The 16,266-nt window shown below is 36.8% G+C and carries 14 protein-coding genes; 8 read left to right on the forward strand and 6 right to left on the reverse strand.

What is annotated here, in order from left to right:
- Positions 1–4 precede the first annotated feature (4 nt).
- Complete coding sequence (locus LC457_RS06340; protein WP_223599120.1) at positions 5–607, reverse strand: TlpA disulfide reductase family protein; 603 nt, start codon at positions 605–607, stop codon at positions 5–7.
- A 418-nt stretch (positions 608–1,025) separates the two neighbouring features.
- On the opposite strand from LC457_RS06340, the gene LC457_RS06345 reads away from it, so the two are divergent.
- Both LC457_RS06345 and LC457_RS06350 read left to right on the forward strand, forming a co-directional pair.
- Positions 1,026–3,356 (forward strand): TonB-dependent receptor, encoded by a 2,331-nt coding sequence (locus LC457_RS06345; protein WP_223599121.1) that lies wholly within the window; start codon positions 1,026–1,028, stop codon positions 3,354–3,356.
- 3 nt (positions 3,357–3,359) lie between these two features.
- Positions 3,360–4,175, forward strand: coding sequence for a DUF4249 domain-containing protein (locus LC457_RS06350; RefSeq protein ID WP_223599122.1), 816 nt, complete (start codon positions 3,360–3,362; stop codon positions 4,173–4,175).
- Positions 4,176–4,222: 47 nt separating this feature from the next.
- Here the strand turns inward: LC457_RS06350 and LC457_RS06355 are convergent, their stop codons facing one another.
- Complete coding sequence (locus LC457_RS06355; protein WP_223599123.1) at positions 4,223–4,948, reverse strand: YoaK family protein; 726 nt, start codon at positions 4,946–4,948, stop codon at positions 4,223–4,225.
- A 372-nt stretch (positions 4,949–5,320) separates the two neighbouring features.
- Between LC457_RS06355 and LC457_RS06360 the strand changes: the two genes are divergently transcribed.
- Positions 5,321–6,007: a Crp/Fnr family transcriptional regulator gene (locus tag LC457_RS06360; RefSeq protein WP_223599124.1), complete on the forward strand. Its 687-nt coding sequence runs from the start codon at positions 5,321–5,323 to the stop codon at positions 6,005–6,007.
- Positions 6,008–6,107: 100 nt separating this feature from the next.
- On the forward strand, positions 6,108–6,503 hold the full coding sequence (locus LC457_RS06365) for a VOC family protein (protein ID WP_223599125.1): 396 nt from the start codon (positions 6,108–6,110) through the stop codon (positions 6,501–6,503).
- A gap of 74 nt (positions 6,504–6,577) precedes the next feature.
- Here LC457_RS06365 and LC457_RS06370 read toward each other — a convergent pair whose 3' ends face one another.
- The 4 genes from LC457_RS06370 to LC457_RS06385 all read right to left on the reverse strand — a co-directional run bounded on the left by LC457_RS06370 (position 6,578) and on the right by LC457_RS06385 (position 10,892).
- The gene (locus LC457_RS06370; RefSeq protein WP_223599126.1) at positions 6,578–7,525 is read right to left on the reverse strand and encodes an alpha/beta fold hydrolase; all 948 of its coding nucleotides are present in this window, start codon (positions 7,523–7,525) and stop codon (positions 6,578–6,580) included.
- Positions 7,526–7,683: 158 nt separating this feature from the next.
- A complete protein-coding gene (locus LC457_RS06375) occupies positions 7,684–8,082 on the reverse strand; it encodes an ACT domain-containing protein (protein ID WP_223599127.1) in 399 nt (132 codons plus the stop codon).
- A 472-nt stretch (positions 8,083–8,554) separates the two neighbouring features.
- Complete coding sequence (locus LC457_RS06380; RefSeq protein ID WP_223599128.1) at positions 8,555–9,208, reverse strand: response regulator transcription factor; 654 nt, start codon at positions 9,206–9,208, stop codon at positions 8,555–8,557.
- Positions 9,186–10,892 (reverse strand): HAMP domain-containing sensor histidine kinase, encoded by a 1,707-nt coding sequence (locus tag LC457_RS06385; RefSeq protein WP_223599129.1) that lies wholly within the window; start codon positions 10,890–10,892, stop codon positions 9,186–9,188. The genes LC457_RS06380 and LC457_RS06385 overlap by 23 nt, the downstream gene beginning before the upstream one ends.
- 711 nt (positions 10,893–11,603) lie before the next feature.
- On the opposite strand from LC457_RS06385, the gene LC457_RS06390 reads away from it, so the two are divergent.
- The 4 genes from LC457_RS06390 to LC457_RS06405 all read left to right on the forward strand — a co-directional run bounded on the left by LC457_RS06390 (position 11,604) and on the right by LC457_RS06405 (position 16,166).
- Complete coding sequence (locus LC457_RS06390) at positions 11,604–12,791, forward strand: FAD-dependent oxidoreductase (protein ID WP_223599130.1); 1,188 nt, start codon at positions 11,604–11,606, stop codon at positions 12,789–12,791.
- Positions 12,792–12,805: 14 nt separating this feature from the next.
- Positions 12,806–14,578, forward strand: a complete 1,773-nt coding sequence (locus tag LC457_RS06395; RefSeq protein ID WP_223599131.1) for an FAD-dependent oxidoreductase — start codon at positions 12,806–12,808, stop codon at positions 14,576–14,578.
- 217 nt (positions 14,579–14,795) lie between these two features.
- A complete protein-coding gene (locus LC457_RS06400) occupies positions 14,796–15,752 on the forward strand; it encodes a helix-turn-helix domain-containing GNAT family N-acetyltransferase (protein ID WP_223599132.1) in 957 nt (318 codons plus the stop codon).
- Between the two features lie 3 nt (positions 15,753–15,755).
- A complete protein-coding gene (locus LC457_RS06405; protein ID WP_223599133.1) occupies positions 15,756–16,166 on the forward strand; it encodes a DUF2000 domain-containing protein in 411 nt (136 codons plus the stop codon).
- Positions 16,167–16,266 lie beyond the last annotated feature (100 nt).

Genomic DNA, 16,266 nt, shown 5'->3' on the forward strand with positions numbered 1-16,266 from the left:
AAAATTAAGGCTTTTGTTTCAACAGCTCATTAATCTGCTGGTAAAAAGTATCTTTACTATAATCTGCTAATCCTTTATGATGCAGACGGATTTCGCCTTTTTTATCCAGCACAATGGTTGTAGGTAATGATCCACTGTAAAGTACTCCGGGAATATTGCCAGCCGGTACCAGAAAAGGAACTGTAAAGCCTTTTTCTTTTAAATATGATTTTCCAAGAGCAGTGTTGTCATCCAGATTTACGGTAAGAAATACCATATCCGGATTGTTTTTATAATGATCGTACAGCTTTTGAACTGAGGGAAACTCTGCTCTGCAGGGAGGGCACCATGAGGCCCAAAAGTTAATGAAAACTACTTTATTTTGTAAATCAGAAATATTAATGACGGTTCCGTCTTCATTTTTCAGCATAAACCCGGCGTAGGAAACTCGTGTTGAAGCATTCTGATCCTCTTTTGTTTCTGATATACTGGAATTAAGGATTCCTGTGGAAGCAACCTGTCTCATCAGCCATGCTTTTGCATCTTTATTCACCAATACAATAATGAATAATATTGTCAGTATTGCTGTTGAACCATTTTTCCTGATCCACATTTTTACATTTTCCATATTCTTTCCTCTTAATTCTTAGCCAAGATAAGACTAAAATTCTGATCAAAAGCTCCGAAAGAACCTTTTAAATTAAAAAGGTCTTTATGTCACAGGATATAAAAGCCCTTTAAGTGTTCAGGGGTATAATTTTTATAACAAACAGCAATAAAGTTCACACAACAACCGTTAATAATTTATTTTTTAACATAATTAACTAAAAAACAATTAATAAATCAATATACAATGCATAATATTATTTTTTATGTAACAGTCTCACCTTATTCTTGCTTTTACCATTTTCAACAGCACCCATTTTCAATGGATTTATTTCATAATTAATTTGTTACGTGTAACAAATCCCCTATTCATCTAACTAATCGTACATCAACAAAACATTAATTCCTATACAAGAGATCTACTACTTTAAAATAAACTAATGCAAACATCCTTTTTAAAAATTACCGCTGCCACCGCAGCGCTCTGTTTCAGTACCCTGGCAATAGCCCAGCAAACCTATTCTGTAAGCGGAACTGTGAAAGACAAAAAAAACGGTGAGCTGCTCATAGGAGTATCAGTAAAAGTAAGTGAAGATCCTAGCATCAACGTTACAGCCAATGAGTATGGATTTTACTCTCTTTCACTTCCTGCTGGTACTTATACCGTCATTATTTCCAATCCGGGATATAAAGATTTTGAACAGCAGATCAAAGTAGATCAGAATATGAAACTTGATCTTCCTCTTCTGCCTCAGGAAGAGACCACAAAGGCCATTGATGAAGTAGTGGTAACCGCTGTTAAAAAGGATAAAAATTTAACCTCCGCTCAAATGGGAGCTGAAACGTTAAATATCAAAAGTATAGAAAAACTTCCTGTTCTTTTTGGGGAGAAGGATGTGATGAAAACCATACAGCTTCTGCCGGGTATCAAAAGTAACGGTGAAGGAAGCAGCGGATTCAGTGTAAGAGGCGGTGCTACTGACCAGAACCTGATATTACTGGATGAAGCACCTGTTTATAACGCGTCTCACCTTCTTGGGTTTTTCAGCACCTTCAACAGTGATGCTCTGAAAGATGCCAGTATCATCAAAGGAAACAGTCGTGCACAGTACGGAGGCCGGCTTTCGTCTGTACTGGATGTCAAAATGAAAGATGGAAATAATAAGGACTACAACCTGAATGGTGGAATCGGTCTTATCAGCAGCAGACTGAGTGTGGAAGGGCCTATTCAGAAGGAAAAATCATCATTCATTGTTTCGGGAAGAAGAACGTATGCGGATTTGTTTCTTAAAACCAACAAAGATTATAAGGATAACAAGTTATACTTTTATGACCTTAACCTGAAAGCTAATTATCAGATCAACGAAAACAACCGTATTTATCTTTCGGGATACTTCGGAAGAGATGTTCTGGGACTGGGAGACACGTTCAATACAGACTGGGGAAATACTACGGCCACTTTGAGATGGAACAGCATTATCAGCAGTAAACTATTCTCCAATACTTCATTCATCTACAGTAATTATGATTATAAAATCAGTCTGAAAAATGATGATACGGTATTTGATTTAAATTCAAAAATACGTGACTGGAACCTTAAGCAGGATTTTACCTGGTTTGCCGGGAATAAGCATTCTGTACGTTTCGGTCTTCAGTCTATTTATCATACCCTTACTCCAAGCAGCGCTTCCGGTACTACAGTGAGCAGTTTCCCAAGAAATCCGAGATACTCATGGGAAAACGCAGTGTACATCAATGATGATTTTAAAGCAACAGAAAAATTAACCATCAATTACGGAGTAAGACTTGCGATATTCAGTGTATTGGGAGGAGATACTTTCAATACGTATGAAAACGGGGTACTTACCGACAGTAAATTCTTAGAGAAAGGAAAATTCGGGAAAACGTATGTGAATCCTGAACCAAGAATTAGCGCAAACTACCGAATCAATGAAGTAAGCAGTGTAAAAGGAGGTTATTCCCGAAACACACAGAATCTTCACCTTCTAAGCAACAGCAACAGCGGAAATCCTACTGACCAGTGGATAGGAAGCAGTTATACAGTAAAACCTGAAATTGCAGACCAGATCAGTGTGGGCTACAGCAGAAATTTCAACAACAATAATTATGAATTGAATGCTGAAGTTTACTATAAATCCATGAAAAATCAAATCGATTTCAAAAATGGGGCTCAGATCGGATTTGATGCCGGATCTGATGTAGAAAGTGAACTGTTGTTCGGTAAAGGAAGAGCTTACGGGCTGGAACTTATTGCCAAAAAGAAAAGCGGAAAACTTACAGGATGGATTTCCTATACCCTTTCTAAAACGGAAAGAAAAATCAACGGGATTAATAATAATGAATGGTACAACGCCAGAATGGATAAAACCCACGACCTGTCTATCGTTGCCACTTATCAGCTTAATCCGAAATGGAGCTTTTCAGGATTATTCGTTTACAGCACAGGAAATGCCGTTACCTTCCCTACCGGAAAATATGAGCTGAACGGACAAACCATATTCCAGTACAGCAACAGAAATGCTGACAGGATGCCTGCCTATCACAGAATGGATCTGAGTGCGACTTATGAGCCAACATCCAATAAGCGATTCCGTGGTTCATGGACCTTTGGTATTTATAATCTTTACGGTAGAGAAAATGCCTACACAATCAATTTTGAAGACAATCCAGATCGTCCCGGAACAACACGTGCAATGCAGACTTCTCTGTTCCGATGGGTACCCAATATCACTTATAACTTCAAATTCTAAATCATGAAAAATACTTTTTATATCATATTATCTCTCTTCGCATTAACCTCTTGTGAAAAAGAGATCGATCTGGACCTGAATAATCAGGGCGGAAATATTGTCATCGAAGGAAATGTAACCAATGAACCAGGGCCTTATACTGTACGAATTACAAAATCAGTAGGTTTCTCAGAACCTAATCAATATCCGGCTGTAACGGGCGCTCAGGTTATTTTAAGTGATAATACGGGCCAAACCGAAACACTGCAGTACACAGGAAACGGTATGTATCAGACAACCACTTTTGTGGGTCAGCCCGGAAGAACTTATACTTTGAAGATACAGGCGGAAGGAAAGCAGTATACCGCTCAGAGCAGCATGCCTGAAATTGTTCATTTTGACGGACTTGAACAGAGTTCGTTCAAATTTGGCACCAAAACTACTTATACCCTTTTACCGATTTTTACCGATCCGATGCCGCTTGGCAACCGTTATCTTTTTAGTTTTACGATCAATGATCTTCCTAAAAAATACATGAATACATTTTCCGACAATGTAAATAACGGAATGCCTAACCAACAGCCACTGATTCTGCCTAATGATGATAACGACGGCAGAGACCATGAAGTGATAGTAGGCGACAAAATCCATGTAGAAATGCAGTCTATTGATAACAATATATTCACTTATTATAGTGCGCTGCTTCAAATTTCCGGAGGCAATGGCGGTGGTGCTACTCCAGCCAATCCCCCAAGTAATATCAACAATGGAGCTTTGGGTTATTTTTCCGCCCATACAACAGATACGGAGACTTTTGTGATCCAGCCTGTAACTCCATAAGTTTAAAAGGATATTCCAATCACCGGAATATCCTTTTTTATTTTGTTTTATCTCAACTTCCTTTTTAAGGAATAATACCTGTACAGCAGTTTATCGTACCGGATTACACAGAACAATAACCCTGCAGTCATAATCAGTGTTTTTAACTGAATCATGCTGTAACCAAAACCACCAATGATACATCCTGAAAAAAAACAGGCAATAATCACCAGTTTCAGCGTAATATTCTTTTTAAGCTGCCGCTGTTCATTTTTTCTTTCTTTAAAAAACAGTTTTGAAAGTTCTATGCCCAGATCAGTAAATAATCCCGTAAGATGAGTAGTTCTCACTACAGACTGAGATACTCTTGTCACCAATGAATTCTGAACTCCCATTGCAAACAGCAAAAGTCCTGCAATTGCATGAGGAGATACCGAAATTTTTAATTCCTCATAACCTGACATTCCTACAAATCCTAATATTAAGATTTCGGTTATTAAAGGGATGAGATGCGGACGAACTGTCCTGTGTCCTGATGAAAATTCAACCAGAAAGCTGGAACAAAAGGCTCCACCGAGAAAACAGATAATAAACAGAAAATAAGTAAGCGCTTCGCTGTAATGATCCAGAAGAATCTCTTCAGAAAAGAAAGCAAAGTGTCCTGTTATATTGGTTGTAAGCACTTTAACAGACAAAACACCTACAATATTCACTATTCCGGCAACGAATGAAAGTGCTGATGCCAGCTTAAGATTGTGAAAATAAGTTCTGTTTTTCCCTCTGTGTCTGAACATCTTAAATCTCTATAGAATCTGGATACTTTTGCCAAAAAGAACAGCTGGATAAGATAAATAAGTAAAAAAAAATAATTTAGAAATGTCAGCGTCAAACTGTGAAAAACATGTCCGCTTAAATATTTATCCAGTGTTCTTTATAGATTTACATATCCCTTTTGTGTATTCTCAGTAATAAATTACAGACCGTACAGAAAACAAAAACAGCTTCTCTGCAGTGTTCTGAAATGTTCTGTTTCTTAATTCAAAATCAATTTTATTACTTTTGTAAAAGTAATTCGTTTAGGAAAAAAACCTGGTGATCTGCATCAGTTTAAAATGTGATTTAAGTTAAAAACCGAGCGTTTATTCAATATCCTGTATAGAAAAATTATGATCTCAAAATTTATTTTTAATAATCAGTATCTTTTTGATGAGCTTCCTGAATATGATAAGAATCTTCTCACAGGAGCAATGAAAACCAGAAACTACCGTAAAAATGAGCCTATATTTACTGACGGGACAAAACCTAATGGCGTTTACTATCTCAATGAAGGAAAAATAAAGAAATACAAGGTTGATAATGATGGAAGGGAACAGATTATTTACATTTACAGTTCAGGTGAATTTTTCGGATATTCTGCCATTCTGAGTAATGAATCCTACGGAGACACTACCTCAACATTGGAAAACTCTGTCATCTCATTCATTTCAAAAGACAGTTTTCTGGATATCCTCAGCCAGTCATCAGTACTTTCAGGGCTGCTGCTGAAATCTTTAAGTCATGAATTCAGCGTCATGGCCAATCTTATTGCTGTTTTATCTCATCGTACAGTCAGAGAACGAGCTGCTTTGAGTTTGCTTATTCTCCATGACAAGTACAAATCAAATGATGACCCTGACGAGGAAGTATTCATTTCCCTTTCCCGTATAGATCTGGCAAATATGGTAGGGACAGCCAGAGAAACATTAGCGCGCATCATCAATGATTTTAAACAGGAAAAACTCATAAAATCTGAAGGGCGGAAAATACAGATCATCGACTTTAAGCGGTTAATTCATATTGCTAATTTTTATTAGTAAAATAATTTAGTCTAAAAGCTTCAATTTTCTACTGACAAACTGTTGTCATAACTACCTGTTACCTTTGTTTAAAATTAGTTTAAACAAAAAATATCTTATGAAACTTACCTCATTAAGGCTCATCAGCAAAGACATCAAAGCCGCAGTAGAATTTTACGAACAAATCATGGGAGCAACTGCCGGATGGTACACTGAAGATTTTGCAGAACTCTCTGCAGGTTCCATAACCATTGCCATCGGAAGTACCCGGACGATGCAGATGTTTTCGGAAGGTCTTACAGAGTTCGCAGGAACAAAATCAACCATTATTGAATTTATGGTTAAAAATGTAGATGATGAATATGAAAGAATAAAAAGTATAGCGTCCGAAATTATCCAGGAACCTACAACAATGCCATGGGGAAACAGATCACTTCTGTTCTGCGATCCGGATGGAAACATGATTAATTTCTTTACTCCGGTGAGCGTGGAAGCTGTGAAAAAATTCAGCTAAGTCTTTCATCAATAAAAAAACAACTCACTGTGTGTGCAGCGAGTTGTTTTTTTTATGAATTTTAAAAATAAAATCTATTTCCCAAGAAACTCAATTGCTTTCGCTACAAAGGTATCATGGTATTGATAAAAAGAGGCGTGCCCTGAATCCGGAAAAATCACCAATTCTGCCTGATCTAAATTCTGAGCCATATTTTTGGCATTCTGAACAGACACAGGAAGATCATTTTCACCATGAACAATCAATACCGGGTTTTTGATCTTTTTTATTTCTGTAAGAGCATCAGCATTAGGTTGAGCCCAGGTCAATACAGCCGTAAATTGAGAATTTGAAGCAGCGTCATTTAACGGAAGATCCCTGTCTGTTGTACGAAGCTGAATTCTTGCATAAGATGCTTTTCCTTCCATAGTACTCTGAGCCGACTCTGTAAATCCGAATTTCAAAAATGAGGCTTCAGGACTTAATCCCGCTGTTCCTGCAATAATATTAGGTAAGTTTGATAATCCGATTGCTCCCTGAGGCCCTGTTCCGGTTAAAATTACTTTATTAATCAATGAAGGATGCGTCAGTACAATTCTCTGAGCAATAAACCCACCCATGGAAAATCCCATGATATTCACTTTGTTCAAATTCAATGCATTGATAAAGTCGACAGCATCATCGGCCATCGCCTGAACAGTATTGGGAGTTGTTCCTTTTGATGAACCTACTCCTTTGTTATCAAAGATAATTACTTTGTATTTTTTTGCCAGTCCGTCTGTCACTGCAGGATCCCAGTCATCCATAGACCCACCTAATCCCGGCAGAAGCACCAATGGGATCCCATCTTCTTTTCCTAAAACGCGGTATGCAATAGTATTTCCTTTAACGTTTATGAATTGGGTTTTGGCGGCTTGATGGTTTCTGTTTTGTACCTCCTGTACCGTGGGAGGTTCATTTTCTTCAGTGCAGGAAACTGTCACTACGGTAAAAAGAGTTAAGCATAAAAGGCTAACGGCTGAAATTTTTCTGATTGTTTTCATTGTAGTTTATTTTTGTTTGATTATGGTGCAAACATAAAACACAAAAACAGGCAGAACACGCAAAAGCTTTATCAACAGGACATTTTGGGAATTTAATCAGACATTTTTGAAGGTGAAAATTACAAGTGGAAAATATGAAGATGATTTTTTGAAATTTCTTAAGCCTTTTTCAATGCGTTGAGGGTTTTCATGGCTTTTTCAGCATCTTCTTTTGCAATAAAAATATGATCGTGAAAATAAGCGGCAACTACATTACAGCTAATATTTTCCTGTTTCAGGGCATTTGCAAAAGCTGCAGTGAGCCCTACAGCTTCCAGAGAAGAATGAATATTCAGAGTAATCCATGAAGCAATATAACTGTAAGTCATACTCCATTCATCTGCCATCTCTTTTTTTAAAACAATAGTAACCGCTTCAGTTTCCCGAAAGAAAAACAAAACCTTTTCTATATCCGGTATCTCAATGAGGTTTTCAACAGTACAAAATACATATTCCCCGGCATTCAATACCGGTTCCATGTTCTGAAGCAGAACGGCCAAATCTTTTTCTCCTGTCATCTTTTTGAGTACAAAACTAAGATATAGATTACAGCATCTGTTTATCAAATGATAAAAAACAAAAAGGAGGCTGTCTGCCTCCTTTTTTGTTTTGTAATTGTAACCTGTCAACTGAACCTCTCTATATATATTTGTGTTTTTTTCATCTGGCTTTTTAAGAAGCCCGTTTAAGGTTATTCATCACCACGTTTAATTTCATCAGTGTGTTATTAATTTCATCATTTGTGTTTCTATAACTATTGTTTATTAATTGTATAGTTATAATCATTTGTTGTTTTGTGTATGAAATTTAAAACCTGAATAAGTATTTTAATTTACTTTTTTCATTACTTAAATTTCACAGTACAAAGGAACAACATTACAAAATAAAATCCTCTACAAACCCCATCGATACATCTCGATTCGTTTATAGATATTTATCGATAAAATTGAATTATCTGACAAAAAGAAGTGAAAAATATCCTACAGACTGCTATAGTTTATGGTGTGTTTTAATGAGGTCCACCAGTTCAACCATGTTCTCTATCTTTAGTTTATCAAAAATATTTTTTTTGATTGTGCTTACTGTATTCTGTTTGATATTCAAGCTGTTTGAAATTTCCAGGTTTCCATAGCCTTCGGCATAGAGTTCTGCAATCTGCAATTCCCGTTTGGTCAGACTGTTGAGGGGGCTTATAAGATCCGGATTGTAGACCAGCTGCACCAATAAATTCCTCAAAAGATCAGAAAAATATTCTCCCTTCTCTATAAAAGTGGTGATTGCTTCTCTTACCTCTTCCTCTTCACTCAGTTTGCTCAGGTAGCCGTTAGCCCCTGCTTTGATAAATTTAAGGCCATGCAGATCCTCTTCAAGCCCTGTAAAAATCAAGACTTTAAGATCAGGATTTACACTTTTCATCTGGGGCAGAATATGCAGACTGTTTCCGTCCGGGAAATGTGCATCAATGATAGCCATCTCAACTCCTTTTGATTCTATCAGCTCCAATACCTGGTGTAAGGATGAAGTCTGATAGACTTTAGCGTTGGGAACAATATCACTGATCACAATTTCCATCCCTTGACGTACAATGCTGTGATCGTCTGCCAGCAGGAAAATAATCTCTTTATTTTGAATTGGTGTTTCCATTATTATTACGATTTAAATTGATCCTGAATGTCACTTTTGTTCCTTTGTGTAATTTACTTTCCACCGATATATCACCGTCGAAAAGCTCTACAATTTCTTTTACCAGGTTAAGACCAAGCCCAGCCCCCAGGTTATCTACCTCATCAGAAACCATTCCCTGATAGTATGGATCAAAAATTTTACCAAGATCAGATTCTGATATCCCGACTCCGGTATCTCCTACCGTTGTAATCAGTGAAATTTTGTTTTCTCCTATAGGTTCTATAGCCATAACGAGATCAATCTGCCCGTTTTCTGTAAACTTATTGGCATTCCCAAGAATATTCATAAAAATCTGGTTGATTCTTATATTATCCGAATAAACCTCTACCTCTTCAGGAATTCTGTCTGTTACCACAAATCTGTTGTTTCTGGTTTCCAGATAAGGGGTAATGACCTTCACAATAGAACTGATCTCATCTTTAAGATTGAAAACCGATTTTATAAGTTCTTTTTCAGCATTCTCATTTTTAGTGTATTCCAGAATCTGGTTAGATTGCAGAAGCAGAGTACTGTTGGTAAACTTGATGGATTTAAGATAATCTTTTATCGTTTCGTCCTCTGTAGTTCTGTGGATCTTATCTATAAAAATATTGATAATTTTTAACGGAGATCTCAGATCGTGGCTCAGCATTCCCAGAATTCTGTTTTTAAAATTAAGGTTCTTTTTAATCTCTTTATTGGCAGCATCCAGTTTTTGTTCATAAATAAACGCCAGTCTTGTAAAATACATAATCAGAATAGATACAATAAACATAAGAATCATCAATCCCAATACCAGATACGTCCTAATCCTGTTATTATTAGAGCTCTGCTCATTATATTCTTTTTCCAGTTCTGTTTTAAAATCTTTGATGGCATTTTCATAGACTTCAATCAATCCGTTGCTGTAAACAAGCAATTTACTAAAGTTACTGTAAAATTGCAGGTTATTTTTCTGACTTTGGGCAGCAAGCATCTGTACCTTTTTTACTTCAGCGGCATAATGCTTATCCATAGACTTTATCGTGTTATCCATCTTGGATTTTACCTGAGAAAGATCTATGGTTTTATTGTTGGTCATCGTAATTACCGTACTTTCCTTCTGAACATCCACTTTCCCTGTTACAGCATCTTTTATACGACCGAAAAAGCCTTTCTTTTTAACAGTATCGGCATATGTACGGGTCTGAATTTTCAGGTCTTCAAAGTCATTTTTATACTTTGTCGGTTCATATTGCTTCTCTTCTATGTTTGCTGGCGGATTCAGAGATGTCTGATATACTGAATCAATCAATGTTTTCAGTTTTGCCGTCTTCAGGGTATCCTGACGGTGAGCAGCCAGGTTCTTTTTCAGCCTTGGGCTTGTATTTTCATATTCACCAATCTTATCAAAATTGATTTTAAGTTTTCTCAACGACTGAAAATATAGCTGCAGCTCTTTATTATCCTGAGTAGCCATATATTTCTGAAGATGTTCCTGAGCATCCAGAAAATCTTTTCTGGAATTATCTGTCAATCCTCCCAATGCACGGCTTTCCTCCAGCTGGTCTTTAATAAATTTCAGCTTCTTCCCGTTGACAAATTCGTTATAAAAAAATATGGCGATAATGACCTGTATCAGTAAAATACAAAGGATCAATGAGTAATGAACAAGTTTTCTCAATTTAAAATTTAAGAATTTATATTTCATATTTGTTTATCAGTTAAATTAATTTCCTGACCACATAAGTCCATTAGATATTAGCCTTCAACAATATACTATTATTTTCAACAATTTCATAATAGCAGTATATCATCTTATTCGCAAAGTTAAAGTAATTTTTGTCTTCTTATAATAATGAATATTTGATTAAACTCACAGAATTTATTTTTTTTTACTATTAAAATGCTTTGTAAACATTTAGTTTTATTTACGTAAATCTATTTTTTTAGATCAATTGCAAAAGTTGATGCTCTGTAAAATATTCTGCATCTGCTTATTTTATTATATCTACCGAATAATATTTGATCATCAAAGCATGAAAAAATCAGCCTTACACTCCTGTATTTAGTCATTTTAAAGAATCATTATTCCCCTGCCCAACAAACTTTCTGGCCATTAAGTATTTCTACTCAATACCACAATTGGTAATTTACACTCTAAGAACATATATCCTCTTCTTTGTTACTTTGAAATGCTTATTAATAGTGGCAATATTCCTTGGGAAACCATAATATTCACATGTACCGGCAGATTCGTCTCTACACATCATCCATCGTATGAATGAGATTCGGAGATTATTGAAGACCAGCAATGGTGTGCATTTCTACTGATTGCCGTCTTTACTTTTCTATATCCTTCAATACGATTATAAAAAATAAAACAAAATAACCTATGATTACAGAAAACTACGACGTAATTGTCATCGGCGGAGGAGCAATAGGCCTGGCAACGGCCTACCATCTTGGTCAGCGCCAGGCTAAGACTTTGGTATTGGAACAATATACCTTTGTGAATCAGCTTGGCAGTTCAGCAGGAGTATCCCGCCAGTTCCGGATCCCTTATCCGGATGAATATATGGTACAAATGGCTTTGGATTCCCAACCTTATTGGGATGAACTTCAAAAAAAGACAGATACCCAATTGCTTGATAAAGTAGGTACACTCTGGTTTGGAGATCCTGAAGTACACTCTACTGAAGGAAATATTGCTGAAGCAGAGAAAGCTCTGGAAGCCCTAGGTGTTCCCTATACGAACTTAACTTCAAAGGAAATTGAAGAGCAGTATCATTTCAAAAACCTGCCTGACAATTACGTAGGACTGTTTCAGCCTGATGGAGCCAGCATTAATTTTAAAGGAACTATTGAAACGCTTCTAAGCCTTTGCCAGAAAGAAGAAACCGTAGAACTTAGAGAAGATTCTCCTGTACTTGAAATCAAACAAAACGGTGAACTTTTTGAGCTTACTACTCCCAATGGAATTTATATTGCCAAAAAACTGGCCATTATCCCGGGCCCTTACATCAACAGTGTTATCAACCTGCTTGATTTTAAAATAGAAGCCACTTACTGGAATATGTCTTCTGCTTATTTCAAAAAGACCAATCCTTCGATACAGTATCCGACCTGGTTTGTGTTCCAGAATGCAACGGGAGATAATGGCAATCAGTTTTACGGCTTCCCTTCGGTTGAATGGGATCATCCGGAATACATCCGTGTGGCACCGGATTTTGTCATCAATCCTTTGGAAGAGCCAAGTGACAGAACATTGATTCCAAACCCGCAGGAACTGGCCTATACGTCTCAGTGGATAGACAATCATATGACTGGTCTCAGCATAGTTCCGGAATATACCTCAACTTGTCTTATTGCTTTGAGCACAATTCCCAATAAAGAATTACTGATTGATTTTGCTCCTCCTTATGTACCCAACCATAAAAATATTGTGGTCTATGCTACAGGATGGGCCGCAAAATTCACCCCTTTCTTAGGTAAAATCATGTCTGATCTTGCCTTAGACGGACATACTGATTTTGACATTACTCCATTCCGATTAGGATATAAATATTTCTTAGCACTTTAAAAAATTATAAAACCATGAATCAAAAAAACGTAAATAAAGAAACACCGCTGTATCCGGGAATGCAGACCGATCTGAAAGTAGAAGTAGCCATTATTGGTGCCGGAACTTCCGGATTATACACTGCTTTCCGTTTGGTGACCGATAATAAGTACAAGGCTCATGAAGTACAGGTCTTCGATATGAGTGACAACTTGGGCGGAAGACTGGAATCCGTAGTCATGCCCGGAATGAATTTCTGGGGAGAGCTTGGAGGAATGCGTTATCTGACTTCTCAGGAAATTGTAACTACTTTAATTGAAGGTTATCCATTGAAAGAGCAAGACCTAAGCAAAAGAACTCCTGTTCTGAAAGATAAGATGACTCCTATCCCATTCCATATGGGAGAACCTGAAAAACTTCTGATGTACATCAGAAAAGAACGTTTCAAACAGAATGCCTGGACAGAAGAACAGAAACATGATAACAAACTGATTACCCGTTATTATCTGAATGAAGGAGATGAAGGTTTCAGTTCTGATCAGTTATTCAATAAAATCATTTACAATGTTTTAATGGCAGATGCATGGGTAGCTGAAAATTATAAAGAACTGATCATTGCAGATCCTAACGGCTATGATTATACATTCAAACTGACCAGCCGGGACTGGGATGTTATAAAACCAAGACTGATGTACAATTTCCCCGGTTCTCCTTACGACAAACGTCTGGTAAATGATATCGGTTTCTGGAATTTAATCAAAGACCAGGTTTCTCAGGAAGGCTATGAGTTTCTGGCCAACGCCGGAGGATATTATTCCAATACCATCAACTGGAATTCTGCTGAGGCATTTCCGTATATGGTAGGAGATTTTTCTGCCAATACAACCTATAAAACCATTGAAGAAGGTTATGACAGCATTGCTTATGCAATAGCCAACACTTACATGGAATATGAAGGTGCACGCATCTGGTCTGAAAATAAACTGATTACCTTTACCAAAGATCATCATTTAATTGCAACTCATAAATACGAACTTACTTTCCTGAATATACAGAGTAACACGACATGGAAAGTATATGCCAATTCTATAGTGTTGGGTATGCCGAGAAAATCTCTAGAACTTCTGGATCAGAATAACTTCTTTTTTGACGCGAACAGGCATCAGGAACTGAATAAAAATATCCGCTCTATCATTATGGAGCCTGCATTTAAAATCCTAATGGGATTTGAAGGTCCGTGGTGGAGAGATCTTGATATTTATTCCGGACACTCCATTACAGACTTGCCTATGAGACAATGTTATTATTTTGGTACTGATGAAGAAACTAAAAATTCTATGCTGCTGGGAAGCTACGGAGATATGGAAACGGAAACATTCTGGAAAGCACTTTCTGATGACAAAGTTTTGTTTAAAGTAAGAGCTGCCAGATCTGCATCACTGGAAGAATTGCATAAGTTTGATGATGTTCAGGCTACAGAATTCATGGTGAATGAATTGATGAACCAGCTGAAAGAATTACACGGCATAGATATTCCACAGCCCTATATAACTTATTTCAGAGACTGGACAGATGATCCTTACGGTGCAGGATATCATGCATGGAAGGCAGGTTTCTCAGTGAAAGATGTCATGCCTTATATGAGAAAACCTTTACCAGATGAACATATTCATATCATCGGGGAAGCCTACTCTGATCAGCAAGGTTGGGTGGAAGGAGCCTTCTGTGAAGCTGAAAAAATGCTTCAGACTCATTTTAAATTAGACTGGCCGTACTGGCTGGATCGTGAATATTATTTGGGATGGTAATCTTAAATACATAATAGTAAGATGATGTGTATAAATAAAGCTCCGGATTATTTCGGAGCTTTATTGCTTTTATCACCCACATTCACGACTTTAAAACACATAATAAACTAATTTTAAAGTCATTAAATTCAATTTTTAATTTTTCAATCAAAATATTTATTGCAGTATTCATTAATTTATTACATTTGCATAACTAGTTATATAATTAATTATATTTATGGATTTATTTGAGAAAACAGGAAAAATTGCATTGGGGAGCAGGTTGCGATTTATGGCTTCAAATATTACAGAAGAAGCAGCAAAGATTTATGAACTTTATGGTGCTGACTTTTCACCAAAATGGTTTCCGGTATTCTTTGTTCTCTCCGAAGGTGGCTCAAAAACCATTACCGAAATCGCTGAAGAAATAGGACATTCTCAACCATCAGTAACCAAAATCATTAAAGAAATGACCACCGCAGGATTGGTTAAGGACAATCAGCAGTCAAATGATAAGAGGAGAAATATTGCCGGACTTACAGAAAAAGGAAAAGAACTTTCTGAAAATATAAAAATCCAGTGCATAGATATTGATCATGCCATAGATGAAATGATTGACGAAGCAACTCATAATCTCTGGGAAGCACTTGCAGAATGGGAGCACCTTTTTGAACAGAAATCTTTGCTTTCAAGAGTAAAAGAACAGAAAAAGGCCCGCGAAAGTAAAAATGTAAAGATCGTTGATTATGATCCGAAATACCAATCAGCATTCAAAGCACTTAATGAAGAATGGATCTCTGCCTATTTTAAAATGGAAGATGCAGACTATAAAGCATTGGATAACCCTGAAGAATATATTTTAAATAAAGGAGGAAAGATTCTTGTTGCTTTATACAATGAAGAACCGCTCGGGGTCTGCGCCCTTATCAAAATGGATGACCCTGATTATGATTTTGAACTTGCAAAAATGGCTGTATCTCCCAAAGCACAGGGAAAGAATATAGGCTGGCTGCTGGGCCAGGCTATCATCAGCAAAGCAAAAGAATCCGGAGCATCAAAAATATATCTTGAAAGCAATACCACCCTGAAGCCCGCCATTAATCTGTATTACAAACTGGGCTTCCAGAAAGTATCCGGACGTTCAACCCCTTATCAGCGTTGTAATATTCAGATGGAATTAGATCTAAAAAATTAAAATATGTACGATAAAAAAGTAGCTATCGTTATCAAAGGCGACCTTTTGCCATGGCAAAAACTTAATGTTGTTTCTTTTTTGGCAGGAAGTATCGCAATTGAATTTCCCGAAACTCATGGTGAGAAGTTCATCACTGCAGATCACGAGGAATATTTAGCTTTTATCAAACACCCTACCCTTATCTATAAAGCAGATAATGCAGAAAAGCTTCAGAGAGCATTCCGCCGGGCAAAAGACCGTGAACTGGCAATAGGAATCTATACCCAACAACTCTTTGATACCAGATCAGGTGAAGAAAATGTTCTTGAAATAGCAAAACATACTGCAGATAATCTGGATCTGATCGGTATGATTGTATATGGCGAAAATAAAAAGGTTGACAAAGCTTTAGACGGGTTAAAATATCATGAATAAAAGCCAATTTCTTATAATACTAAAAATGCACAACCCTTATATTGTGCATTTTTTATATCATATACTATTCAATACCTGCAAAACATAAGGTCTTATATTC

The sequence above is a fragment of the Chryseobacterium sp. GVT01B genome (assembly GCF_019970045.1).
Lineage (GTDB): Bacteria > Bacteroidota > Bacteroidia > Flavobacteriales > Weeksellaceae > Chryseobacterium.